Annotated in this window: 29 protein-coding genes and 2 pseudogenes; 27 read left to right on the forward strand and 4 right to left on the reverse strand. The window is 29.5% G+C overall.

The features are described from left to right. Nucleotides 1-39: 39 nt before the first annotated feature. Nucleotides 40-1,107: a mannonate dehydratase gene (uxuA, locus tag A7L45_RS01940; protein ID WP_071611209.1), complete on the forward strand. Its 1,068-nt coding sequence runs from the start codon at nt 40-42 to the stop codon at nt 1,105-1,107. A 108-nt stretch (nt 1,108-1,215) separates the two neighbouring features. Here the strand turns inward: uxuA and trhA are convergent, their stop codons facing one another. After that, entirely contained in the window at nt 1,216-1,863 is a 648-nt protein-coding gene (trhA, locus tag A7L45_RS01945; RefSeq protein ID WP_071611210.1) for a PAQR family membrane homeostasis protein TrhA, read from the reverse strand. Between the two features lie 77 nt (nt 1,864-1,940). Between trhA and A7L45_RS23420 the strand changes: the two genes are divergently transcribed. The 6 genes and pseudogenes from A7L45_RS23420 to A7L45_RS01970 form a co-directional block, all read left to right on the forward strand. Next, on the forward strand, nt 1,941-2,105 hold the full coding sequence (locus tag A7L45_RS23420) for a hypothetical protein (protein ID WP_170288093.1): 165 nt from the start codon (nt 1,941-1,943) through the stop codon (nt 2,103-2,105). Beyond that, nucleotides 2,092-2,676 carry a TetR/AcrR family transcriptional regulator gene (locus tag A7L45_RS01950; RefSeq protein ID WP_206671185.1) on the forward strand — a complete coding sequence of 195 codons (585 nt, stop codon included), beginning with the start codon at nt 2,092-2,094 and terminating at the stop codon, nt 2,674-2,676. The genes A7L45_RS23420 and A7L45_RS01950 overlap by 14 nt, the downstream gene beginning before the upstream one ends. Nucleotides 2,677-2,834: 158 nt before the next feature. After that, nucleotides 2,835-3,371 carry a methyl-accepting chemotaxis protein gene (locus A7L45_RS01955; RefSeq protein WP_257786572.1) on the forward strand — a complete coding sequence of 179 codons (537 nt, stop codon included), beginning with the start codon at nt 2,835-2,837 and terminating at the stop codon, nt 3,369-3,371. A 141-nt stretch (nt 3,372-3,512) separates the two neighbouring features. Further along, complete coding sequence (locus A7L45_RS01960; RefSeq protein WP_071611212.1) at nt 3,513-3,980, forward strand: DMT family transporter; 468 nt, start codon at nt 3,513-3,515, stop codon at nt 3,978-3,980. A 4-nt stretch (nt 3,981-3,984) separates the two neighbouring features. Further along, a complete protein-coding gene (locus A7L45_RS01965; RefSeq protein ID WP_071611213.1) occupies nt 3,985-4,302 on the forward strand; it encodes a DMT family transporter in 318 nt (105 codons plus the stop codon). A 46-nt stretch (nt 4,303-4,348) separates the two neighbouring features. Continuing rightward, nucleotides 4,349-4,546, forward strand: a pseudogene (locus tag A7L45_RS01970) (AI-2E family transporter); the annotation flags it as partial. A gap of 78 nt (nt 4,547-4,624) precedes the next feature. On the opposite strand, the gene A7L45_RS01975 reads toward A7L45_RS01970, so the two are convergent. Both A7L45_RS01975 and bioB read right to left on the reverse strand, forming a co-directional pair. Further along, nucleotides 4,625-5,176 carry a biotin transporter BioY gene (locus tag A7L45_RS01975; RefSeq protein WP_071611215.1) on the reverse strand — a complete coding sequence of 184 codons (552 nt, stop codon included), beginning with the start codon at nt 5,174-5,176 and terminating at the stop codon, nt 4,625-4,627. A 15-nt stretch (nt 5,177-5,191) separates the two neighbouring features. Beyond that, complete coding sequence (gene bioB, locus A7L45_RS01980) at nt 5,192-6,148, reverse strand: biotin synthase BioB (RefSeq protein WP_071611216.1); 957 nt, start codon at nt 6,146-6,148, stop codon at nt 5,192-5,194. Between the two features lie 321 nt (nt 6,149-6,469). Between bioB and thiS the strand changes: the two genes are divergently transcribed. The 10 genes from thiS (at nt 6,470) to A7L45_RS02030 (ending at nt 14,593) form a co-directional block, all read left to right on the forward strand. After that, entirely contained in the window at nt 6,470-6,667 is a 198-nt protein-coding gene (gene thiS, locus A7L45_RS01985; protein ID WP_071611217.1) for a sulfur carrier protein ThiS, read from the forward strand. 1 nt (nt 6,668) lies between these two features. After that, the gene (gene thiF, locus A7L45_RS01990; RefSeq protein WP_071611218.1) at nt 6,669-7,478 is read left to right on the forward strand and encodes a sulfur carrier protein ThiS adenylyltransferase ThiF; all 810 of its coding nucleotides are present in this window, start codon (nt 6,669-6,671) and stop codon (nt 7,476-7,478) included. Between the two features lie 33 nt (nt 7,479-7,511). Then, a complete protein-coding gene (locus tag A7L45_RS01995; RefSeq protein WP_071611219.1) occupies nt 7,512-8,288 on the forward strand; it encodes a thiazole synthase in 777 nt (258 codons plus the stop codon). A gap of 13 nt (nt 8,289-8,301) precedes the next feature. Continuing rightward, the gene (gene thiH, locus A7L45_RS02000) at nt 8,302-9,459 is read left to right on the forward strand and encodes a 2-iminoacetate synthase ThiH (protein ID WP_071611220.1); all 1,158 of its coding nucleotides are present in this window, start codon (nt 8,302-8,304) and stop codon (nt 9,457-9,459) included. Continuing rightward, nucleotides 9,452-10,048, forward strand: coding sequence for a thiamine phosphate synthase (locus A7L45_RS02005; RefSeq protein ID WP_071611221.1), 597 nt, complete (start codon nt 9,452-9,454; stop codon nt 10,046-10,048). The genes thiH and A7L45_RS02005 overlap by 8 nt, the downstream gene beginning before the upstream one ends. 104 nt (nt 10,049-10,152) lie before the next feature. Then, the gene (locus tag A7L45_RS02010) at nt 10,153-11,025 is read left to right on the forward strand and encodes a DUF1002 domain-containing protein (RefSeq protein ID WP_071611222.1); all 873 of its coding nucleotides are present in this window, start codon (nt 10,153-10,155) and stop codon (nt 11,023-11,025) included. Between the two features lie 158 nt (nt 11,026-11,183). Continuing rightward, complete coding sequence (locus tag A7L45_RS02015; RefSeq protein ID WP_071611223.1) at nt 11,184-11,888, forward strand: response regulator transcription factor; 705 nt, start codon at nt 11,184-11,186, stop codon at nt 11,886-11,888. A 102-nt stretch (nt 11,889-11,990) separates the two neighbouring features. Further along, nucleotides 11,991-12,911: an ATP-binding cassette domain-containing protein gene (locus tag A7L45_RS02020; protein ID WP_071611224.1), complete on the forward strand. Its 921-nt coding sequence runs from the start codon at nt 11,991-11,993 to the stop codon at nt 12,909-12,911. Continuing rightward, the gene (locus tag A7L45_RS02025; protein WP_071611225.1) at nt 12,904-13,644 is read left to right on the forward strand and encodes an ABC transporter permease; all 741 of its coding nucleotides are present in this window, start codon (nt 12,904-12,906) and stop codon (nt 13,642-13,644) included. Before A7L45_RS02020 ends, A7L45_RS02025 begins: the two co-directional genes overlap by 8 nt. Before the next feature lie 40 nt (nt 13,645-13,684). Beyond that, a complete protein-coding gene (locus A7L45_RS02030; protein WP_071611226.1) occupies nt 13,685-14,593 on the forward strand; it encodes a sensor histidine kinase in 909 nt (302 codons plus the stop codon). Between the two features lie 67 nt (nt 14,594-14,660). On the opposite strand, the gene A7L45_RS02035 is transcribed toward A7L45_RS02030, so the two are convergent. Beyond that, a complete protein-coding gene (locus tag A7L45_RS02035) occupies nt 14,661-16,028 on the reverse strand; it encodes an APC family permease (protein ID WP_071611227.1) in 1,368 nt (455 codons plus the stop codon). Nucleotides 16,029-16,319: 291 nt separating this feature from the next. On the opposite strand from A7L45_RS02035, the pseudogene A7L45_RS02040 reads away from it, so the two are divergent. From A7L45_RS02040 to A7L45_RS02085, 10 genes and pseudogenes are all read left to right on the forward strand, one after another. Further along, nucleotides 16,320-16,764: pseudogene (locus A7L45_RS02040) on the forward strand (GNAT family N-acetyltransferase). Nucleotides 16,765-17,036: 272 nt separating this feature from the next. Then, a complete protein-coding gene (locus tag A7L45_RS02045) occupies nt 17,037-17,327 on the forward strand; it encodes a MarR family winged helix-turn-helix transcriptional regulator (RefSeq protein WP_236900467.1) in 291 nt (96 codons plus the stop codon). Nucleotides 17,328-17,362: 35 nt separating this feature from the next. After that, complete coding sequence (locus A7L45_RS02050; protein ID WP_071611228.1) at nt 17,363-18,007, forward strand: DsbA family oxidoreductase; 645 nt, start codon at nt 17,363-17,365, stop codon at nt 18,005-18,007. A 24-nt stretch (nt 18,008-18,031) separates the two neighbouring features. Next, nucleotides 18,032-18,397 (forward strand): DUF1304 domain-containing protein, encoded by a 366-nt coding sequence (locus tag A7L45_RS02055; RefSeq protein WP_071611229.1) that lies wholly within the window; start codon nt 18,032-18,034, stop codon nt 18,395-18,397. 45 nt (nt 18,398-18,442) lie between these two features. Next, nucleotides 18,443-19,408, forward strand: coding sequence for a tRNA dihydrouridine synthase (locus A7L45_RS02060; RefSeq protein ID WP_071611230.1), 966 nt, complete (start codon nt 18,443-18,445; stop codon nt 19,406-19,408). Nucleotides 19,409-19,535: 127 nt separating this feature from the next. Beyond that, nucleotides 19,536-20,219, forward strand: a complete 684-nt coding sequence (locus A7L45_RS02065) for a response regulator transcription factor (protein WP_071611231.1) — start codon at nt 19,536-19,538, stop codon at nt 20,217-20,219. Nucleotides 20,220-20,322: 103 nt separating this feature from the next. Continuing rightward, nucleotides 20,323-21,330: an ATP-binding protein gene (locus A7L45_RS02070; RefSeq protein ID WP_071611232.1), complete on the forward strand. Its 1,008-nt coding sequence runs from the start codon at nt 20,323-20,325 to the stop codon at nt 21,328-21,330. Between the two features lie 72 nt (nt 21,331-21,402). Beyond that, nucleotides 21,403-22,167: an ABC transporter ATP-binding protein gene (locus A7L45_RS02075; RefSeq protein WP_071611233.1), complete on the forward strand. Its 765-nt coding sequence runs from the start codon at nt 21,403-21,405 to the stop codon at nt 22,165-22,167. Further along, nucleotides 22,154-24,076 (forward strand): FtsX-like permease family protein, encoded by a 1,923-nt coding sequence (locus A7L45_RS02080; protein ID WP_071611234.1) that lies wholly within the window; start codon nt 22,154-22,156, stop codon nt 24,074-24,076. Before A7L45_RS02075 ends, A7L45_RS02080 begins: the two co-directional genes overlap by 14 nt. Then, a complete protein-coding gene (locus tag A7L45_RS02085; RefSeq protein ID WP_071611235.1) occupies nt 24,069-25,040 on the forward strand; it encodes an alpha/beta fold hydrolase in 972 nt (323 codons plus the stop codon). The genes A7L45_RS02080 and A7L45_RS02085 overlap by 8 nt, the downstream gene beginning before the upstream one ends. The last annotated feature ends 2 nt before the right edge of the window (nt 25,041-25,042 follow it).

Here is a 25,042-nt window from a genome sequence, read left to right on the forward strand (position 1 = left end):
TAGAATTAAAAAAATATATAATTAGAGGAGAAAAAAATTATGGATATGACATTAAGATGGTTTGGAAAAAAATTTGATTCAGTAACTTTGGAACAAATTAGACAGATACCAGGAGTTACTGGAGTAATTACAACATTATATGATACAAAACCTGGAGAAGTATGGGAAACTGAAAAAATTCGTGAAATTAAAAAAGAAATTGAAGATGCAGGATTACAACTAAAAGGAATTGAAAGTGTAAATATCCATGATTCAATTAAAGTAGGAACACCTGATAGGGATAAATATATTGATAATTACATTAAAACTTTAGAGCGATTGGGACAAGAAAGCGTAGATTTGGTATGTTATAATTTCATGCCTGTATTTGATTGGACGCGTTCAGATCTTGCAAAATTAAGAGAGGATGGGTCTACAGTATTATCTTATGATCAAGAGTTAATTGACGCAATCGATCCAGAAAAAATGATGGATTCTATGGATAAAAAGTCTAATGGTTTTGTGCTTCCAGGATGGGAACCTGAACGTATGGCAAAAATTAAAGAATTATTTAATTTATACAAAGATGTAGATGAAGAAAAATTATTTGCTAATTTAAAATATTTTTTAGAAAGAATTATGCCAACTTGCGAGAAATACGGGATTAAGATGGCAATTCACCCTGATGATCCATCTTGGCCAGTGTTTGGTTTGCCAAGGATTATGACATCAAAAGAAAATTTATTAAAATTAGTAACTATGGTTGATAGTCCTTGTAATGGAGTTACTTTATGTACAGGATCCCTTGGATCCAATCCAGATAATGATATTCCAGATATTATACGTTCATTAAAGGGGAAAATTCATTTTGGGCATCTAAGAAATATTAGACATCTTGCACCGGGTAAGTTTGATGAAGCTGCGCATTTGTCTTCCGATGGTTCTCTTGATATGTTTGAAATAATGAAAGCATTATATGATATTGGATTCGATGGGGTTATTAGACCAGATCATGGAAGAGCAATTTGGGGAGAAGTAGCGATGCCTGGATATGGCTTGTACGATAGGGCGTTAGGAGCTACATATTTAAATGGTATTTGGGAAAGTATTAAAAAAATGTCTAAGTAAGTAGACCAATTAATTTAAAGAACAGATTATTGCGGATTTTTAGCAGTAATCTGTTCTTTGATTTTTATAAGAAAATAGGTAATGATATACGCCAAATACTCTAAAGGTTTAACGTATATACATAAGATAATTGAACATCATCCAAAAATGACAAAAACTACCTAAAATTATAAATACATGGAATATTTCATGGAAACCGAACCAAGGTATATTGAAATTAGGCTTTTTTAATCCATAAATGATACCACCAATGCTATAAAAAATTCCTCCTAAAACGAGCCAGAAAAGACCACCTATAGGTACAGTTTTAATCATTGGATGAAATGCAATTATAATAACCCAACCCATTAATACATATAGTATAGTTGATACAGTTCTTGATTTCCCCGTCGATATAGATTTCCATATAATACCCATTATAGCCAAACCCCATATAACTCCAAACATACTCCATCCCCAACCACCCCTTAAAGGTATTAATGCAATCGGAGTATATGTACCAGCAATTAAAAGATATATTGCCATATGGTCAAAATATCTAAATACTTTCTGAACTTTAGAACCTACTGGTAACATATGATATAAGGAACTCATTGTATAAAGTAATACTAATGTTGTTCCAAAAATTGAAAATGAAACTATATGCCAAGCTGTAGCTTTTAGAGACGAAAATACAATTAATAATACAAGTGCAGCTATAGCGAGTACACCGCCCACAATATGTATTATTCCACTTACTCTAGTTTTAGAAATCATTTAATCAACTCCTTTGCTATGTAGACCCCGGTACCGAATTTATGTTTATGGTACCAGTATAATTATTATAATTGTTTTTGTCAATACGTGAAACGGCAACTGAGGCAAGGCAAGATAGGAAAATAGAAAAGCAAAATTTGATTTTTTTTATAATTTTATATATTGACAAAAGAACTTCTAGTAATTACAATGGTACTGTAAACGCGAATACAGTACCAAAGATACTAAATGGAGGTATGTAAGTATATGGAAAAAGATATATATCTAAAAACTTTAAAACTTTTTGCAAGCAAAGGATCTCGATTTACGACTGAAGATTTGGCAAGAGAACTCGGTACGAGTAAACGTACGATTTATTCTTATTTTTCTACCAAAGATGAAATTATAGAAAAAACGATAGAATTCGTTTTTAATGAAATGATTACGTCAGATGCCGAAATACTTGGAAATAATGAGCTTACACTTCAAGAAAAAATCAAACTTTATTTTAACAATATACCTGATGCATACAATCTCGGATCTATTATTATACATATGGATGATCTTCAACAATATTATCCCTATTTGTGGGAGAAAGTAAATAATTACGTGGATACTAGTTGGGATGCAGTTATTCAGTTGATAGAGCAAGGTATAAAAAATGGGGAACTTGAAGAAATAGATACTGTTATACTCAAGTTAATGCTGAATGAAACACTAAAAAAGCTTTTAGACTATGAATTTCTTGCCAAGAGTCAGGTCAGCTTTGATTCTGCACTCAAAGCAATGAACAATATTATTTTATATGGCTTAATTAAAAGAGAAGATAATTAAATTATGCATAAAGACAAAATTATTATAATAAATGGGTTAAACAATTTAGTAATGATGATTGCTGAGAGACTATTACTCTTGAAAAGGCAAACTTAACTTATAGCGAAAAGCAAGAAAAAATTCTTAGAGCCATTGAGGCAGGTAAAATAGTAGAAGAAATTAAAATAATGTCTGATACAATAAAAAGTATCTCTGCTCAGACAAATCTTCTTGCATTAAACGCAACTATTGAAGCTTCAAGAGCAGGCGAACAAGGTAAAGGTTTTGCAGTTGTTGCTGAGGAGGTAAAAAAACTAGCTGAACAATCCACAGAGGCTACTTCAAATATAGAAATCCTAGTTGCCCAAGTAAGAGAAGTTTTTAATAACCTTTCAATGGGTTCTCAAGATATTCTAGAGTACATAGATAATAATGTAAAAGCTGATTATGAATTATTACTAGAAACAGGTACTCAATATCAAAATGATGCAAAGCTTATAAATAAAATATCTACAGAAGTAACTTCTTCTGCTAAATTGATGAATATATCCATTGAAGAAATTAGTAAAGTAATTGATAAAGTTGTAGAAATATCTAAGGAAAATTCTAACTCCACAGACGAAATTAATGTTAGTTTATCGGAAATAAATTCAATTATGAATGAAGCAAATCAATCAATGGAAAATCAAGTTAGTTTAACTAACAAATTAGGATAATCTGTGAAGAAATTTACATTATAATTTATATGGCTAAAGAGAGGTTAAGATCAATATATAGGTGTTAAAGTCGATGGACACACTGTTATGTTTTATAAGGCTTATGATGTAGAACTTTCGATGGAAAATGAGGTGATGTAAATGATAAATGTAGTTTCAAAAAATGTAAGTAAACAAAATTCAAAGCTAGCATGGCTATATCTCGTTGTAGGTGGTTTGTTAGAAATTTGTTTTACTTTTGGATTAAAATATTCATGTGGATTTACGAGAACATTTCCAAGCATTGTTGTTATAATTACAATGTTATTAAGTTTTTATTTCTTAACAAGTGCAATGAAAGTTATTCCAGTAGGAACAGCATATGCGGTTTATACGGGTATTGGTTCAGTAGGAACTGTAACCGTTGGTATGATGTTTTTTGGTGATGATGTAAGCATTATGAAAATTTTATTTATTGGATTGCTTGTTGGATCAATTATGGGATTAAAAAGTGTATCCATAGAAAGCAAGGGTGGAATTAGTAAAGAAACTAAAAATGAGGAAATTATGATAGGTCAATCAAATAATATAAAAGATGATAAAGCAACAATTAAAAAGGTGGAGAGGTGATAAAATGGCATGGATATTTTTAATTACCGCTGGGTTTTGTGAGGTGGCCATGGTAACTTTTATGAACTTAAGTGAAAATTTTACCCGTTGGAAACCCATTATTGGGTTAGCAATTTTCGGAGCAGTAAGTTTTTACTTATTATCTCTCGCTATAGTTACCTTACCTCTAGGGGTAGCGTATGCTATATGGACCGGAATCGGTTCTGCAGGAAGTGTAATTGTAGGAATGCTCTTTTTTAAGGAATCACGAGATTTGAAGCGTATTGTTTTTATTTCGTGCATAATTATCAGTGTTGTTGGGCTAAAGTTTGTTACAAATTAATATACAATGATAGATACCAATTAAAAATTATGAAGGAGTATCTTGTAATAACTTTTTAAATCCTTTTGGTAAAGTAATACGCGCTCAAATAATGATAGCTACTACAAACACAATATTGTCAGTCATAGGATTGATTATAATGGGCTTTCCTCGAATATTCGCCCTTGCATTTATGATATTTATTTTAAGTATTGTACCTGTAGCAGGAGTTTTTATTTCATTAATCCCACTATGCTTAATTGCCTTATTAACAGAAATTTGTGTATATGGTAATGATATTCAAAAAAGACAGAGAAGATTATAATCTCTGTCTTTGTTTTATTTATTCAATTAATCCAGCACTTATAAGTCTCTTTTTAATTTGAGGTCCAATCAATGATGCAATTACCATTTTTACTATGTCCCCAAGAATAAATGGAATAACTCCAATTGCTAAGGATGCATTAAATGTCATATTTAACTGATAGGCTAGCCATGCTGTTCCAAATATATATGTAACAATTGTACCAAGGATCATTCCGAGGAAACACATATAAATTTTGTTGGAAAATTTGTCAATGAAAATACCACTAATAAATGCCATAAAAATAAATCCGATTAGATATCCACCTGTTGGTCCAAATAATTTAGTAAATCCTCCAGAAAATCCTGAAAAGACGGGTAGCCCTACAAGGCCTATGAAAAGATAAACTATATAACTAAGGGTTCCTCTTTTTTGTCCTAGTACATATACTGAAAAATAAATTGCAAGATTAGTTAATGAAATTGGTACTATGCCAATAGGCAGTGATAGAGGTCCTAATATACAAATAACCGCCGCCATAACCCCAATCAATGTTAAGTGATGAATATTAATTTTCTTTGCATTTTCCATAACTTCAGTCTCCTTTTATTTTTGAATATCAAAACCAAGCGCTGTAAGCATAACTTTATCTTGATCAGTATTATTTCCTACAGTAGTTAACATATCACCAGTAAGTGTTGCATTGGCACCAGATAGGAAGAGTTTTGAGCCTCCATCTGCAAAATAAGTTCTGCCGGCTGCCATACGAATATATGAACTTGGATTTAAGTAACGAAAAATTGCTATTGTCCTTAAAATATCGACCTCAGAAATTCTTTCTAAATTGCCAAATGGAGTACCTTTTATTGGCATTAATACATTGATCGGAATTGAAATAATTCCAAGTTCTGATAAACTAATAGCCATATCAATTCTATCTTCCCATGTTTCGCCCATTCCTATAATTCCACCTGAACAAACTTTAAGTCCTGATTTCTGAGCAAGTTTAATTTCTTTGATTTTGTCTTCATATGAATGAGTAGTGCAGATATTATGAAAGTTCCTTTTAGAAGTTTCAATATTTTCATGATACATTGTAACGCCAGCTTCTTTTAATCGTGCAAATTCTTCTCCTGTCAAAAAACCATGGGATGCACACAAGTTAATTTTACATTCTTCATGCATCTTTTTATAGGCTTCTATTGCTTTATCAAAATCGGGTCCAGTTAAGGATCTTCCGGCTGTAACAATAGAGTAGCGGTGTACGCCATTTGCCTCATTTTTTTTACAATCTTTTAATATTACATCTGGGTTTAAAAAATCATATTCTTTAATGTCTGTATTATGATGAGCAGACTGAGCACAGAATTTACAGTTTTCACTACATTTTCCGCTACGTCCATTAATAATTGTACAGAGATCTACCTTTTTTCCACATAATTTTTCACGAATGATATTAGCTCCTGAGCAAAGTTCTTTTAAATCTGTTGTTAATAAAAAATCCAAATTATCATTTCTTTTTAAACGCTTTCCAGTAATAATTTCTTTAGCTAGTTTTTCCATACAAGTTTACCCCCATAATTTTAAAAATAAATTTAAATTTAGTATAAAATTTATACGATGAAATGTCAACCTATATTTTAAAGAGGGTTTACAATTACTTTGAGAATATAAAGATACTTAATGACATTTCAGAAGTTATAAGTGACTTAATTATTTTTTAAGTATTGCAAAACAAGCAAAAAACTATATTGACATTATATAATTATGTTGTTACAATGTGTTAAAGAGTGATGACTAAGGTCACACGAAGGGGTACACCACCACGGGTGTAGTTCTTTGTGTGACCTTTTTTGTTGTATACAAATTTCGGGGGGTGGAATTATGATATACATAAATGGCAATGAAATAAGAAATGTTGATAATTTGAGGTTATCTGATTATCTAGTAAGAGAAGGTTATAAAATTTCTTGTGTTGCAGTTGAATGCAACGGCTTTATTGTGCCAAAAACTCAATATGAAGAAAAAATATTAACTGATTGTGATGTTATTGAAGTTGTAAGTTTTGTAGGAGGCGGCTGATTTGAATATAAAAATTAATGGTAAACCAGTAACAACTAATTGTTTAACTCTTTATGGTTTGCGTTTAGAGAATTATGATTATGAAAAAAATATAATAACTATTTTGAATGGATTTCAAACTTTTGATGACTATAAACTTAGTGAAAATGATGAAGTAAGCTTTATTGAAAAAGGTAAAATGCCATCACAAGATGAATTCGAAAGTTTGATGTGCGCAAGACATACTCCACATGTATTTGAAAAAGTTAAAGCTGCCAAGGTTGCAATTGCTGGTCTTGGAGGCCTTGGTTCTAATATAGCAATAAGTTTAGCAAGAACAGGAGTAGGTCATTTACATTTAATTGATTTTGATATTGTAGAACCTAGCAACTTAAATCGTCAGCAATATAAAATTAAACATCTTGGACTATATAAAACAGAATCATTAAAAAATGAAATTTACGAAATAAATCCATTTATTAAAGTAACTATTGATACTGTTTTAGTTACACGAGAAAATGTTCAAGCATTATTTAAAGATGATGACATTATTTGTGAAGCTTTTGATAATCCAAAAGCTAAGGCTTTACTTGTAAATACTATTCTTGAATGTTACCCATCAAAGAAAATTGTAGCAGCTTCAGGAATGGCAGGGTATGAAAGCAGTAATACAATAATAACAAAAAAAATATCAAATAATTTTTATTTGTGTGGTGATGGGGAAAATGGCGCTATGGTAGGGCGAGGGCTAATGGCTCCACGTGTAACTATTTGCGCAGGTCATCAGTCAAATATGGTTTTAAGATTAATACTCGGAATAGAAGAAATATAAATTTAACAGTAAGAAAATAAAGGAGAAGAAAACATGGAAAATAGTACTGATAAACTTATTATAGGTGGACATGAATTTAGTTCACGATTTATATTAGGATCTGGAAAATATTCACTTGATCTAATAAATGCAGCTGTTGAAAATGCTGGTGCGCAGATTATTACTTTAGCATTACGTCGTGCTAATTTGGGCGGCAGCGCTAATATTTTAGATTATATACCTAAAAATGTTACATTACTTCCAAATACATCAGGGGCGCGTAATGCGCAGGAAGCAGTTCGTATTGCACGTCTAGCTCGTGAGATTGGATGCGGAGATTTTATTAAAATTGAAGTTATTCGTGATTCAAAATATCTGCTACCAGATAATTATGAAACATTAAAAGCTACTGAAATTCTTGCAAAAGAGGGATTTATAGTAATGCCTTATATGTATCCTGATCTAAATGTTGCAAGAGATATGGTAAATGCAGGAGCTGCAGCTATTATGCCACTTGCTGCACCTATTGGATCAAATAAAGGATTGTGTACACGTGATTTTATTAAAATTTTAGTTGATGAAATTGAACTTCCAATTATTGTAGATGCAGGAATTGGGAGGCCTTCTCAGGCTTGTGAAGCTATGGAAATGGGAGTTAGCGCTATTATGGTTAATACTGCAATTGCCTCGGCCGGTAATATTCCAGGTATGGCGGATGCTTTTAAGAAGGCAATAATTGCTGGAAGAGGCGCATATCTTTCAGGGCTTGGTAGTGTAATTTATAATGGTGCCTGCGCTTCATCACCATTAACTGGATTTGTTGAAGATTAAGGAGGAGATTTAAATGGAACAACAGATTGATCATATGAAATATATGGAAGGTATGGAAGAGACTAAATCTAATGTTATGGATCAGGTTATCTCAAAAATGCAATCATACGATTCTGAAAAATATACAGCTCATAATGTGCTTATGGCTCTTAAGAAAGATGTATTAGATATCGAAGATTTTGCAGCTTTATTATCGCCTGCAGCATTACCTTTTCTTGAGGACATGGCTAAGCGTGCTAAAGTAGAAACACATAAGCATTTTGGTAACTCAGTTTATATGTTTACTCCAATTTATATTTCTAATTATTGTGAAAACTATTGTATTTATTGTGGTTTTAACTGCTACAACAAAATTAAGCGTGCGAGACTTAATGCAGGTGAAATAGAAAAAGAAATGCAAAGTATTGCGAGTACTGGATTACAAGAAATATTAATTCTCACTGGTGAAAGTCGTAGTATGTCTGATGTTTCGTATATTGGTGAAGCTTGTAAAATAGCTAGAAAATATTTTAAGGTGGTTGGTCTTGAAGTATATCCAATGAACTCATATGAATATGAATACGTACATAAATGTGGTGCAGATTTTGTTACTGTATTCCAGGAAACTTATAATTCAGATAAATATGAAACATTACATTTAGAGGGGCACAAACGTGTTTTCCCTTATCGGTTTAACGCACAAGAAAGAGCATTAAAAGGTGGTATGCGCGGTGTTGGATTTGCTGCCCTTCTGGGACTAGATGATTTTCGAAAGGATGCTTTAGCAACAGGGCTTCATGCATACCTTCTTCAACGTAAGTATCCACATGCTGAAATTGCTCTTTCATGTCCAAGATTATGTCCAATAATTAATAATGACAAAATTAATCCAAAAGATGTACATGAGAAGCAGTTGTTACAGATAATTACTGCATATAGAATATTTTTGCCTTTTGCAAACATTACTATATCAACTCGTGAACGTGCTGGGTTTCGTGATAATGTAATTGGACTTGCAGCAACTAAAATTTCAGCTGGAGTTTCAGTTGGAATAGGCGGTCATAGTGCTAAAGATGAGGCTAAAGGTGATGAACAATTTGAGATTTCGGACCCCCGTACAGTATCGGAAATATCTGATGTAATTAAGGATCATGGTCTTCAACCAGTTATGAGTGATTATATATATGTATAAACTACTTGCAATTACCAATCGGCATCTTTGTAATAATGACTTTTTACAGCAGATACAAAGCATATGTTCATTGAATGAAAAAAACACAATGATTAAGTCTGTGAGTATAGTACTTAGAGAAAAAGATTTATCTGAAAATGATTATAAAAATCTAGCAACTAAGGTATTAGAAATATGTAAAGAAAATAATACAGAGTGTATATTACACACTTATTATAAAGTAGCTAGAGAACTTAATTGTAAAAAGATTCATCTGCCTTTACATGTTTTAAAATCTAAGCCGGATATATGCAATGAATTTAATGAAGTTGGAGTGTCTATCCACTCAGTAAATGAAGCACTAGAAGCTGTTAATTTAGGTGCAACTTATATTATAGCAGGACATATATTTGCGACTAACTGTAAAAAAGACGTTCCACCAAGAGGCCTAAACTTTTTATCATCAGTCTGTAGCTCCATAAATATACCTGTTTATGCTATTGGGGGCATTTTGCCTGCAAATGCTCAAAAGGCTATTAATGCAGGTGCAGATGGTGTTTGTATTATGTCAGGGTTAATGACCTGTGAAAATCCTAGGGTATTTATGTAAGAAGCAAATATTCACATTAAAATAATTCAATATTAGTATAATTTGGGTTATAATATATCTAAGTCGCAACAATAAAATAATGTGAAATATGGAGGGTTTTTTAAATGAATAAAAAATTAGTCTTAGGTATAATTTTAACAGCAGCAAGTTTGTTTGCAACACCTATAAATAATGTATACGCTGATTCATATAAAAGTGTTACTATAGGAGCTGATTTGACGAATCAGCAGAAACAAAACATGCTAAAGTATTTTAATGTAGATAGTAATAGTGCAAGTGTTGTTGAAGTTACGTCTACTGAGGAAAAGAAATATCTAGGAGATACTGTATCTAAAGGTCAATTAGGCAATAAGTCGATATCATGTTCATATATTGAGCCAACAACTACTGGTGGTTTAGTAGTGAATACACATAATGTAACTTGGGTAAATGCTAGTATGATAAAGAATGCTCTAATTACAGCAGGAATTGAGAATGCTAATGTTAAAGTTTCTGCACCATTCACTGTATCAGGTACGGCAGCTATGACTGGCATACTAAAGGGATTTGAAAATAGTAAAGACGGTAAGAAATTAGATGAAAAAACAAAAAAAACAGCTAATGAAGAGGTTGCAGTTACAGGCAAATTAGGTGAAAAAATTGGACAAGATAAAGCTTCAGGATTAATAAATGAAGTAAAGAGTGAAGTTATAAAAGATAAACCTAAGGATGAGGAAGGCATAAAGAAAATAGTAAATAATGTAACGGATAATTACAGTTACAAGCTGTCTAAGGATGATGTAAATAATATTGTTGGGTTAATGACAAATGTAAATAAATTAAACTTGGATTACAATAAAGTAAAAGGACAACTTGAGGGTGTAGCTAGTACGATGAAAAATACATTACAGAGTGATAAAACTAAAAGTTGGTTCGCAGGTGTGTGTGCTTCTATTGGAGATTTCTTTAAAGGGATAGCAAATAGTTTAAAATCATAAATGAGATGAGGGTTGGAGGTATAAGTTAATGGGTGAAATAATATTCACTTTATATAGTGAATTTCACCCGCCATGCTTCGCCTCCATCAGTAAAACTCACAACTAATTAATAATTAGTTGTGGTTTTTTTTATACTATTATTTATAATGGGGTGGAATATGGATAAAAGAGCTAAAATTTTAGTAGTTGAAGATGAAAATGATATTAATAAATTACTTTGTACTATGCTTGAAAATAAGAGATATAGAACTAGAGCAGCTTTTTCGGGAACAGAAGCTTTAATGTGTGTAGAAAATGAATGGTGGGATATGATTTTATTAGATTTGATGATTCCAGGGATTAGTGGAGAAGCGGTTATAGTAAAAATTAGAGAAATAACAAAAGCTCCGATAATTGTAATAAGTGCAAAAACATTTAAAAAGACTAAGGTAGAATTATTAGAAAAAGGAGCCGATGATTTTATTTGTAAGCCTTTTGATCTAGATGAAGTGGTTGCAAGAGTTAATTCTAATTTGAGAAGGTATTTAGAATTTTGTACTAATGAAAAAAATAAAAATAGGGATAATATTTTGTCTTATAAAGATATCAGTTTAAATATAGAAAGTAAAGAAGTAAAAGTGGGACAAAATATAGTTACGTTAACTGCAAAAGAATTTGCATTGCTAAAATTATTATTAACTAATCCAAACAAGGTATACAGTAAATCTAATATTTTTGAAAGTATATGGGGCGAAGAATTCTCTGGTGATGATAATACTGTTAATGTACATGTGAGTAGATTAAGAAAAAAGCTGTCCATTGCAAATAATAGTCAAGACTATATAGAAACAATTTGGGCAATGGGGTATAAACTAAAAAAGTAGTAAAATGAACATTAGAAGATTTAAGACTTTTGAAAGACTTTAGTAAAGTTTTCTTATGAAACATAAGTTATGATAAAAGTATGATTCATAAGGAGGTAAAAAATGAGTGGATATGTAATTAGAGCTAGCAACATTACAAAAACATATGGTAAGTACAAAGTTTTAGATGATTTGTCCATAAATATAAAAAAAGGTGATATATATGGTGTTATAGGAAAAAATGGTGCTGGAAAAACAACTATGATTAGAGTGATTACAGGTCTTGTTATACCTAATAATGGACAAGTTGAACTGTTTGGTCATAGTGAGGAGAAAGAGATTATTAAGGAAAGAAGTAGAATTGGTACATTAATAGAATCGCCAGCTCTTTATCTTAACATGACTGCGGGGGAAAATCTTGAACTTGTCAAAATTCAAAGAGGAATTCCAGGAAACAAATGTATTAGTGAGACTTTAAATTTAGTAGGACTTAAGGGGGTAGAGAAGAAGAAAACCAAAAATTTTTCACTAGGAATGAAGCAAAGACTAGGAATTGCTATGGCGTTATTAAGTGAGCCAGAATTTTTGGTTTTAGATGAGCCTATGAATGGATTAGATCCAATTGGGATAAAAGAAATAAGAGAGCTTTTACTAAAATTAAATAAAGAAAGAGGAACAACTATTTTAATATCAAGTCATATGTTATCTGAACTAACTCACATTTCCAATAGATATGGTTTTATAGATAATGGAAAATTAATTGAAGAAATGACAGCTAATGAACTTTCAAATAAATGTAGAACTTATCTTCATTTGAAAGTAAATGATTCTTCTGATGTCTCAGTTATTTTAGAAAATGAGATTGGAATAAAAGACTTTGAAGTTTTTCCAGATAATATCATAAGAATATATGATGAATTTGATGGGGAAAAGATTACTATTGCTCTATCTAAACATAACATAGGAGTTAAAGAAATAATGCAAATGGGTGAATCTCTGGAGGATTATTTTACTAAGTTAGTTGGAGGCGAAGGTAATGAGTAATTTAGTTAGAGGAGAATTTTACAAATTAAGAAAAAGTAATTATTTTATTGGAATAATATTTTTAGCAATAGTGGCTTCATTTTTTTTAATTATTATATGGGATAATGATATACATAAACTACAAAATGTAAAGTCTAATCTTATTGTGAATGGTGCATCTTCAATACAATATGGATTCGAATATATTATATATACTAGTTTTATATTTGCATTATTAGGCGGAGAATTTATTGCTAAGGATTTTAAAAATAGTAATATAAGTAAAAGTTTCAGTTATGGATATACGAGAAGTAAGGTTATATTAAGTAAATTAATAGTATTTATAATTGCTTGTTTATTTTTAGAAATAATTTATACAACAATTTTAGTTATATATGTTTCAATAAATCATGAATTTTGTGAAGTATTAAATTTAAATGTTATTTTATATTTAATCAGAGTAATTATTATTGGAATAATGTATAGTGCAGCCACAATATGTATAATAGCTATGATTGCTATAACAACAAAGAGTGCTCTTTGTACATTTGCTTCACCGGTTATATTTTTGTTGATTCAATTATTTCTTTCAAACATAAGTGCATATATACTTCCTTATGTTGCTGGGCGAGGGGCAATATTAAGATTTGCACCTAAAGAAGAAATTATATTTGGGATAATTTCATCACTTTTAACTTTTATTATAACAATTGGAGTGAGTATGTTGTATGTAAGGCATGAAGATATTAATTAAAAATAAGTAAAAATTTTATTATATGAGTGGGAGAAATGAGATGTATATAGTTATTTTAATAATTATTTTTCTAATATTAATTTCAACAGTAGCACTTATTAAGTTACATTTATATAAAAGAGAAATAGAAGCTATAACTAAGCAAATCAAAAATTTTAGAGTGCGAGAAACCAATAAAAAAGTTAATATTGAAATAGATGATAAACATATAGAAGACTTAGCTTTTGAAATTAATGAATATATGGAACTTTATAGAAGAAGTGAACAAGAAAAAGTAATGTTCGAAAACACATTAAAACAAGGGATAGCTAATATGTCTCATGATTTAAGGACCCCATTAACATCAATAATAGGATATTTAAAACTTCTTAAACAGAATTCTATAGATAAAGAAGAGGCATTAGAGATAATCGAAAATAAAACTAATCATTTAAATGCGCTTATAAATGATTTTTTTGAGTTAGCTTCAATAGAAAGTGAAGATTATGAATTAGAGATGACAAAAGTAAATTTAACTAATATAGTACGTGATGAAATTTTATCGCTTTATGAAGCTTTTGAGAGCAAAGGGATAGAACCTAAAATAAGCATTTTGGATAAACCAATTTTCATAATGGGCAATAAGGATAACCTAGAGAGAATAATAGATAACTTGCTTTCTAATACATTAAAATATGCGGTGAAAGATATTGAAATCAAATTAGAAGAATATAATGCTAAAGTTATCTTTTCTATTTCAAATATATGTGTAGGCGTCGATGAAAAAGATGTATTACATATGTTTGATAGATTCTATATGGCAGATAAGGTGAGAATGGGAAAAGGTGTAGGACTGGGACTGTCTATTGTAAAAAGCTTAATGGAAAAGATGAATGGAGTTGTAAGCGCAAAGCTTGAAGAAAATACAATGTCTATAATATGTGAATGGAAGTGCATAAAAAATATATAATAAGTAGCGGTTCGCTTAAACCAGTAAAACCCACAACTAATTAATTGGTTGTGGGTTTTCTTATGTTTTAGTTTATTTGATTTTTGGAAGTTAGGCTTTGTTTTTTTGAAAACAAAGCACCGATAGCCATTATAATTGCAAATATAATTAGATATGCAACAACTTCTAATTTATGAGAAAAACAAGCAGCAACTATCATGAATACACATCCTGTTAATGAAATAATAGGCATTACGAATCTTTTAAATAAATTCAAATCCTTCTCTTTTTTTATCATCATAATAAAAATAGGAATATATAATGCATAAATAGTAACTATAGGTAATTCGGATGAATCAAAATTAAAGAATCCAAACCATTTTGTTAAGTTAGAGCCATAGAAGTATAATAACCATATAGCACAAAGTAGTAGGCCTAGTATAGATGAATTTGTTGGCATATTAGTCTCACTATCTATTTGTTTAAATATATTTGGTTTTGGTCCAAAGCCCCTTGCTGCTAATGAATAAATACCGCGAGTACATCCGAGCATTAATCCATTTAAAGTCCCGAGACAAGAAATAATAACGAATACAAATACTATAGTACCACCTGCAGAGGAGAATATTTTTTGAAATGCCAATTTAGCTCCAGCTTCTCCGCCGTTCATCATAACTTGGTTTGTCACAGCTCCAGCTAGGCCCATATAGTAAAGAATATAAACAACCATAATTATAAAAGTACCTCCAACAAGAGCAAGTGGAAGATTTTTCTTTGCATCTTTTAGTTCAGCATTGATACTTGTAGCAATAATCCAACCTTCATATGCAAAGGCTGTTGCAACGACGGCTGTAAATAATGCATTCGCAGTATTTACTTTTTTCACTACTGTTGTAAAATTAATCATAGTCATACCACTATGAATCCCCACGATTGTCCCAATTATAGCCATTAAAATCAGTGGGATTAGTTTTATAACAGTTGTACTAACTAGAAATTTACCAGATAAAACTGGTGATAATGCATTTAAAGCAAAGCTACCTATCAAATATAGACAGGCAATAGTCATACACTCCCCACCTGTAATTGAAAATCCCAATAACACACAGGTATATCTAGCTGAAACCCATGCTAAAACTGATGTCAATGTTGGATAGTAAATTAGTGCCATAAACCAGCCAACATAATACCCATATTTCTCACCCATAGTAGCTTCTGCATAATCTACTATGCCGTTTACTTTCTCGTACTTAGTTGCCATTACAGCAAACGTATAGGCACAAGAAATCATAATAACGCCGCCAATAACCCAAGCCAAAATACCTAGTGTAAGATTACCACCGGTTGCAGTTAATACTTTTTCTGCCTTGAAAAAAACACCACTACCTATAACGATACCGACAACCATGGCTATAGCAGTAATAAGACCGTACTTTTTTTCTAACTTTGTTTCCATGAATAAATCAATCCTTTCATAATTCATAATTTATAATTTTCAATAAATTCATTATAGCATTACACTTTATAGCTTTACAAGGATAAAATTAATAGTAGGTGAGTTATAGAAATTTAATACGTTTTTTTTACGTTCATATGTTTTTTCAAAGCATTGAAGTATACAGAAATGCTTGATATACTAACAATAGAGAGCCAATATATGTATAGCATGTGCGATATTTTGTAAATTATGTTACGATAAGTGTTATATAGAACTATAATCTAATAAACAATAAAAGGAGGCAAAACATTGAATTGGGAACTAAAAAAGTTTGAAGAATTAAAAGTTGAAGAAATATATAAAATTTTAGAGATAAGAAATGAAATATTTATTGTAGAACAGCAGTGTGATTACCAAGATTGTGACGGCAAAGACGAAAATGCATATCACTTATACCTTCAAGATAACGGCAAAATTATTGCATATTTAAGAATCTTGAAAAAAGGAGTTTCATATGATGAAATATCTATTGGACGAGTATTGGTACAAAAAAAATTATCGTGGCAAAGGTAGATCAAGAGAGCTAATGTTAAAAGCAATCAATTTTATAGAATTAAAATTAAATGAGAAAGAGATTAAGATTCAAGCACAATCATATTTGGTTAATTTTTATGGGAGTCTTGGTTTTAAAGAAACTTCAAATGAGTATTTAGAAGATAATATTCCACATATAGATATGTTATATAAAAAATAGATAAGGAGCGTATTTCAGCATTATCATAATTCAATCATAATATTGATTATTGGATGATAATAAGTGTTGACAAAAAAAGTTTTAAGAGTTAATATTAATTCGTACCCGAACGAACGAGGTGAATGAATGAAAAAAAGTTGTATATTAGGTAAGATAAACGAAATTAACTCTGTTTCTAATAAATTTATTGAAAAAAAATAAAAGAGGAAGGATTACCCATATTAAAAAATCATATACCACTATTCTATATACTTCCTGAAGATGGAAGTGCTTTGGTTTTTAGTGAAATATCAAACATATGGAAGATATCCAAATCTTCTTTGTCAGATATTATAAATAAGTACGAAAATCAAGGACTAATAAAAAAATGTATTTGTGCTGAAGATAAGAGAAGTGTATATATAAGTTTAAAACCAGAAGCGCTATATATAAAGCAGAAAATTGAGAATATAGAAGTTGAAATCTTAGATTTAATGTTAAAGGGTTTTGATAGGAATGAAAGACAGATTTTTGAAGAAAACTTTGATAAAGTTTTAAAAAATATAAAACAAATGCAGAATTAGTAGAAGAATTAAATATTGAAACGGGAGGAATAGTAATGAAAATAGAAGTGTGGTCCGATTTTGTGTGTCCATTTTGTTATATAGGTAAAAGGAGATTAGAAATTGCTTTAGAAAAATTTGAATATAAGGATGAAGTTGAATTAGTTTTTAAAAGCTTCGAGCTTGATCCATCATCTAAAAAGAAATTTGATGGAAATATTCATGAGATTATAGCAAAAAAATATGGCATACCAGTAGAACAAGCTAAAGCATCAAATAACCAAATAGCTGCGGAGGCTAAGGCTATAGGTCTTAACTATAAATTTGATGACTTAATTCCAACGAATACTTTTGATGCTCACAGGGTAGCACATTATGCAAAAACACAAGGCAAGATGAATGAATTATCAGAAAGAATTTTAAAGGCATATTTTGTAGATTCGTTAAATATATCTGATAATAAAGTATTAGCTAGTCTTGCTTACGAAGTCGGTCTTAATAGCGAGAAAGTATTAAGTATTTTGGAATCGGCTCAGTATAGCAACGAAGTAAGAAAAGATGAAGAAACAGCTTCAAAGCTTGGAATCAGTGGTGTTCCTTACTTTGTAATTAATAATAAATATACTGTATCGGGTGCACAACAACCTGAAATATTTTTAGAGGCACTCGAGAAAGCAAGAGAAGATGAATATAAGTTATAGTTTTATAAGGGAGGAAATGTAGTTATGGTTGTATCAAAAATTTTAATAGGATTAATAGCTTTTGAACATTTATTTATAATGTGGATTGAGATGTTCGCATGGACGACATTGGGTAAAAAAGTATTTAAAGTCCTACCAGAGGACTTATTTCCTAAAACTAAAGTCATGGCAGCAAATCAAGGGTTGTACAATGGGTTTTTATCTGCAGGCTTAATATGGTCTTTATTTATTAAGGACTATATGTGGTCAAATAATGTGGCTATATTCTTTTTGTCTTGTGTAATAATAGCGGGTATATATGGAGCAATTACTGTAACAAAGAGCGTATTTTTCAAACAAGCACTTCCAGCAATAATAGTTATGGCAGTACTTTTTCTAAAAGTATTATAAAATTCTGATATAATGTTTTTAGAATAGTTATAAAGGAGTTATTAAATGAAGTATTATTTAGCACCAATGGAAGGAATTACGGGATACGTATATAGAAATTCTTATAAAAAATTTTTTAATAATATTGATAAATACTTTACACCTTTTATTGTTACAAATAAAAGTAGAAGTCTTAAGTCTAAAGAATTAAGAGATGTTTTACCTGAAAATAATAAAGGAATGAATGTAGTTCCACAAATACTTACTAACGATTCAGAACGTTTTATTATTACTTCTAGAAAATTACAACAATTAGGTTATAACGAGGTTAATTTAAATTTAGGATGTCCTGCTGGAACTGTTGTTTCAAAAAATAGAGGATCAGGATTTCTAGCCAAAAGAGAAGAACTCGATATGTTTTTAGATGAAATATTTAAAATAGGTGATATGAAAATTTCTATAAAAACTAGAATAGGAAAAGATAGTCCAGAAGAGTTTTATGAGCTAATAAAAATTTATAATAAATACCCTTTAGAAGAATTAATTATCCATCCGAGAATACAGAAAGATTTTTATGGAAATAAACCTAATTTGCAGGTATTTAAAGATGCATTATCTTCAAGCATAAATCCAGTATGTTATAATGGGGATATTTTCACTAGTGATGATAATAATAAATTAATAAAAACTTTTCCAGAAGTAAAAACAGTAATGCTAGGAAGAGGAATAATAGCCAATCCAAGGTTAATGAATGAGATTAAAAATAATGCTAATATAGATAAAAAAGTATTAAAAGATTTCCATGATGAAATTTTAAATAAATATATAGAAGTATTTGATGAAGATAGAAATGCAATATTTAGAATGAAAGAACTATGGGGATATATGATTTACATGTTTTCAGATGATAAGAAATATGCTAAAAAAATAAAGAAGTCACAAAGTTTAAGTGATTACAATGAAGCTGTCTTAAGTTTATTTACTGAGCAGGAGATAATAGAAGGGGCTGGATTATTTAATAATAAATATTAAATAAGTATTATTAAGAAGAGTAAGAGAAGATAACTATCTTTTGTTTTTGCGAGGAAAGATGATATAATATCAACATCTAAGAATAAAATTGTCTAATGGATAAATTAGGGTGGGTTAGGGCGTCGAAATGATTAATACGTATAAGTTATTGATAATTGAAGATGATAAAAACATGTGTGAAGTCTTAAGTAATATTCTAAACAAATGGGGATTTGAAGTAACTGTATGTGAAGATTTTGAAAAAATAATAGAGTGCTTTAAAGAATGTGAACCTAAGGTTGTTCTTATGGATATTAATCTTCCAATTTGTGACGGATTTTATTGGTGTAAAAATATAAGAAAAATATCCAAGATACCAATTATATTTGTATCTTCAAGGGATAGTAATATGGATATAGTAATGGCAATTAATAATGGTGGCGACGATTATATACAAAAACCATTTGATTCAAATGTTTTAATTGCAAAAATACAAGCTATTATAAGAAGGACATATGAGTATAAAAGTGAAGAAGCAAGAGTATTAAAATGTGATGATTTATTGTTAAATTTAGATAATACAACTCTTTTATATAATGAAAATTATTTAGAACTTACAAAAAATGAAATGCTCATTTTACAAACTCTTATGGAGAATAAGGGAAAAGGGGTTTCTAGAAGCAAACTAATGAAAAAGCTTTGGGATGACGATATATATGTTAATGAGAATACTTTAACAGTTAATATTAATAGATTAAGAAATCGCTTAGAGCAAGTTGGAATAAAAGATTTAATAATAACACAAAAAGGCATTGGATATATAATATTATGATACTAAGTCAACTGTTTGGATAAAAATCCTGAATGGTTGGCTTTTTCTTAAGAGACAAAAAATATAATTATTTATATAAAGGATAAAAAGGGGAAAATAGTAGATGAAGTTAATTGATTACATGAAGATTAATAAAGTAGGGTTAACAAATAATATAATAATTTTTATAATAACTAATTGTATAGTCTATACCAGTAGTACTATAAATAAAGCGTTTAAAGATATTGTGTATATGGACATACTTATTTTATTAATAGAATTTATAACTTTTACCTATGGATTCATAAAAGAAAAAAATAAATACAGTAATATTTTGAAATTTAATGAGGGATTAGCTAATAAAACAAATGACTTTCATTTAAATATTGTTTCAAATATTTTAGAAAAACAAAGTTTAGAATATCTAAAGAAGGAAGAAAGTTTAAAAAACAATATAAATGATTTTGAAGATTATATTACAAAATGGGTTCATGATATTAAAATGAATATTTCTATTGTTGATTTATTATTAGAAGACTTGGAAGAGGATGAATCGCAAAAGATAATATCTGAAATGAAACAAATGGAGTTTAGTGTAAATCAAGTTCTATATGTTACAAGAGCAAATAATTATAATTTAGATGTGAAAAGTGAGCAAGTAGCAGTAGGAGATGAAATTAGAAAGGCAATAAAAATGAATGCAATATTTTTCATAAACAAAAACATTGAAATAATATTAGAGGCTGAAGGTTTTAATATAATAAGTGATAGAAAATGGATTCACTATATCTTTTCTCAAATTATTAATAATAGTAGTAAATACACCAATGAAAATGGACAATTACATATTTTGAGTAAAGAGGATAGCAAGGCTTATTATTTACATATTAAAGATAATGGAATTGGTATTCCTAAGGAAGATATAAATAGGATATTTAATAAAGGATTTACTGGAAAAAATGGAAGAACAAGAACTAAATCAACTGGCATTGGTTTATATTATGCAAAAAAGATGTGTAATAATTTAAATATAGATTTAAAGGTAGAAAGTAGAGAGGGTGAGTACACTGAATTTATTTTAAGCTTTTACAAGTTAGCCGATTACTATAATGTTACACCAATGTCACATTAAAATCTAATTTGTAACCTTGATAGGTGGAGGAGTAATCGGGTATTAATTATACTATAGATACGAGGTGATAATATGAAAAAAATTGTATCGGTATCAAAATTAATTAAAGAATATGGAAGGTTAACTAATAAACATAAAGTATTAAAGGAAGTAGATTTAGAAATTAATGAAGGTGAATTTATTAGTATAATGGGACCTTCAGGTTCAGGAAAAACTACCCTTTTAAATGTCATGTCAACAATAGACAAAGCAACTTCAGGAGAGGTTTTAATTGATGGTAAAGATGTGAACAGTCTAAAAGAAAATGAATTAGCTAGGTTTAGGAGAGATGTAATAGGTTTTGTTTTTCAAGATTTTAATTTGTTAGATAATATGACAATAAGAGATAATATTGCATTGCCATTAACTTTAAACAATGAAAAGGTAGAGATAATATTAGAAAAGATTAATAAACTAACAAAGCTCTTAGGTATTGAAAAACATCTAGATAAATATCCTTATCAATTATCAGGGGGCCAAAAGCAAAGAGCAGCAATCTGTAGAGCATTAATTACATCTCCAAAGGTGATTTTTGCAGATGAGCCAACTGGTGCTTTAGATTCTAAATCAGCTATAGAAGTTCTTGAATGTTTTGTAAATATAAATAAAAATTATAATACTACAATTATAATGGTAAGCCATGATGCCAGGGCTGCAAGTTATGCAGATAGAGTAATGTTTTTGAAGGATGGTAATATATGTGGTGAATTAGACAGCAATGGAGAAAGAAACGAGATGTTTAAAAAGATTCTTAATATGATAGCTATGATGGGGGGAGAAAGCGATGAACTCATTTAAACTATCATTGAAGCTTTTTAAGGATAATATAAAGGTGTATAAACTTTATTTGCTTATTACAATTGTATCTGTTGCAACTTTATATAACTTTTTAGCCATAGAAAACAATGATGCATTTACTGCAATTAGTGAAAGGTTTCAGGCAGCAAGTGTAGCAAGTCTTTCATGTGGATTTATTTTAGTATGTACAGTAATATATTTTATATTTAATGCAGATGAATTTTTCCTATTAAATAGGAAAAAGGAGACCGCTTTGTATATGTTAATGGGAATTACTCAATCAAAAATTGGACAAGTATTTGCAATAGAAAGTTTATTACTTGGAGTTACCTCTATGGTTAGTGGACTTGCATTTGGAGTAATATCATCTAAATTATTTTTTATGCTACTCGCAAAATCAATTTCTTTAAATGTAGAGATACCTTTCAAAATATCATTAAACTCTATTTTTATAGTAATTTTAGTATTCACATGTATTTTTGGAATATTAGGTTATAAGAAATATAGAGTGGTAAAGAAAAGTAAACTCATAGATATGATTAATGCTACAAGGGAAAAAGAAAATCTACAAAAGTTAAGATATTTTAAGGGAATCTTGGGGGTATTATTAATTTTAGCTGGCTACTTAGTTGGAGTTATGATTAAAAGATGGGATCTAGATTTGATATTTTCATCTATGACAGCACTATTATGTGTTTCAATAGGAACATACTTTTTCTTTGGAAGTTTCATGTCCATAGTTTTTAATAAGATGATTAAAAACAAAAATATTGTATATAAAAATGTTAGGTTAGTAAGTATTTCTAATGTGTATTTTAGACTAAAAGGGAATTATCGCAATCTAGCTATGACGGCAATATTATGTGCAGCAGCTATAACGGCCTTTGGAGTAAGCTTATCCTTTGAGAAAGTTGCCCAAAAAGAAATTGTTAAAGAATCTCCATATAGTTTTAGTTATGAAAGTAATGATGAAAAATTAAAAGAAAAAGTAGTGGGAATAATTAATGAATCTAATCATAAGTTAATTGGAATTAATGAAAATAAATTTTTCCTCGGAAAGATTGACTATATAAACTATCCTAGAAAAGTAGATTATAATAATGAAGCAATAATAATAAGTTATTCAACATTAAAAAAGAATTTAGAGTTTCTGAATTATAAAGTAACAGATAATATTAAGCCTAAGGGAGGCGAGGCTGTTTTTATAATAAGTGCAACAACATTAGCATCTCCATTGAATGCTCTGAAAAAAGAAATAAAAATAAAAAATAGAGAATATGTAATTAAAAAACAAGAAGATGTACCTTTTACTGGGATTATAGAGAAATTAGGAAAAAAGAATATATATGTTTTAGAAGATTATGAATATAAAAAGGTTAAGGAAGGGTTTAATGAAACATCTTTAAATTGTGTTCAAATAAGTAAGGAGAAAGAAGCAAACCAATTATTATTAAATATAAGCAAAGTCATAAAAATGGATAAGATATATCCACATATTAAGGAATATACATGGGATTATTATGCAATAGAAATATTTCATTTTTTAGGGTTAATAATGTCTATAATATTTATAATTTCAACATTTAGTACGATTTATTTTAAAATATTAAAGGATGCCTTCATGGATAAAGAGCAGTATAAAATATTGAAGAAAATAGGTATGAGCAAAGTGGAAGTAAAGAGGTCTGTGTATGTACAAGTTGGAATTTCATTTATTTTACCTGGTAGTGTAGGGATACTCCATAGTATTATTGCAATGAAGATGTTAGAACAAATAATGAATTTTTCATTTAATACTCAGTTAATAATTGCGATATGCTTATATTCAATAACAATGATTTTATTCTATTTTTTCATAAGTAATAATTATGTGAAGATGGTCTATGAAGAAGGTGATAATAATGCTTAAAAAGACACTAAAGATATTAAAAAAAATTATTGTTGTGATATTAGCATTGTTAACAATTATATCTATAGTAGGTCAAGTTCGAAAACATCTAGAAAAGGACGATGTTAATCATTTAGGTACATTAGTTAAGGTTGATGGTAAAAAAATGCATGTATATTCTGAGGGAGAAGGAAAGAAAACAATTGTTTTAATGCCAGGTTTAGGAAGTATTGCACCTTCAATTGATTTTAAACCTTTAATTAAAGAATTAAAAAAGGACTTTAAAGTAGTCGTTGTTGAACCCTTTGGTTATGGCTTTAGCGATGAAACTTCAAAGGAGCGTAGCGTAGAAAATATTGTTGCTGAAACCAGGGCGGCATTGAAGGAAGCGAATATAGCTGGACCATATATACTTATGCCTCACTCTGTATCAGGCATATATGCTCAGTATTATGCAGCGGTTTATCCGAAAGAAGTTGAAGCAATAATTATGATGGATACAACATTAGTTAAGGCATGTCTAGAAGAAGCGGATAAAGTTGATTTATCTATTGGTAAAAAGCAATACATAGCAGCTACTGTAGGAAATTTCTTAGGCATTGATAGGATATACTATAATAATATTTATAAAGATGAAGTTTGTTTTTCACAAAAGGATAAAAATGATTTAGTTAAAATGGGAGTACAAAATCCATTTAACAATACTATGGAAAATGAAGTTAATATGATATTAAAGAATTGTGGAACAGTTAATAAAACTAAAATGCCAAAGGATTTGCCAATACTAAAATTTATCACAATTAGATCTATGAAAGATATAAATAATGAGAAATATACAAAAATAATGAGTAAAAATCTAAATGAATTTAAGGAGTATACTAAATTTAGTTATTCTACTATAGAAGGGAAACATTACATTTTCTATACGAAATCACAAGAGATTGGAAAAGAAACTCGAGAGTTTTTAGGCAAGTATGATAATTAATA

Source organism: Clostridium estertheticum subsp. estertheticum (assembly GCF_001877035.1).
Classification (GTDB): domain Bacteria; phylum Bacillota; class Clostridia; order Clostridiales; family Clostridiaceae; genus Clostridium_AD; species Clostridium_AD estertheticum.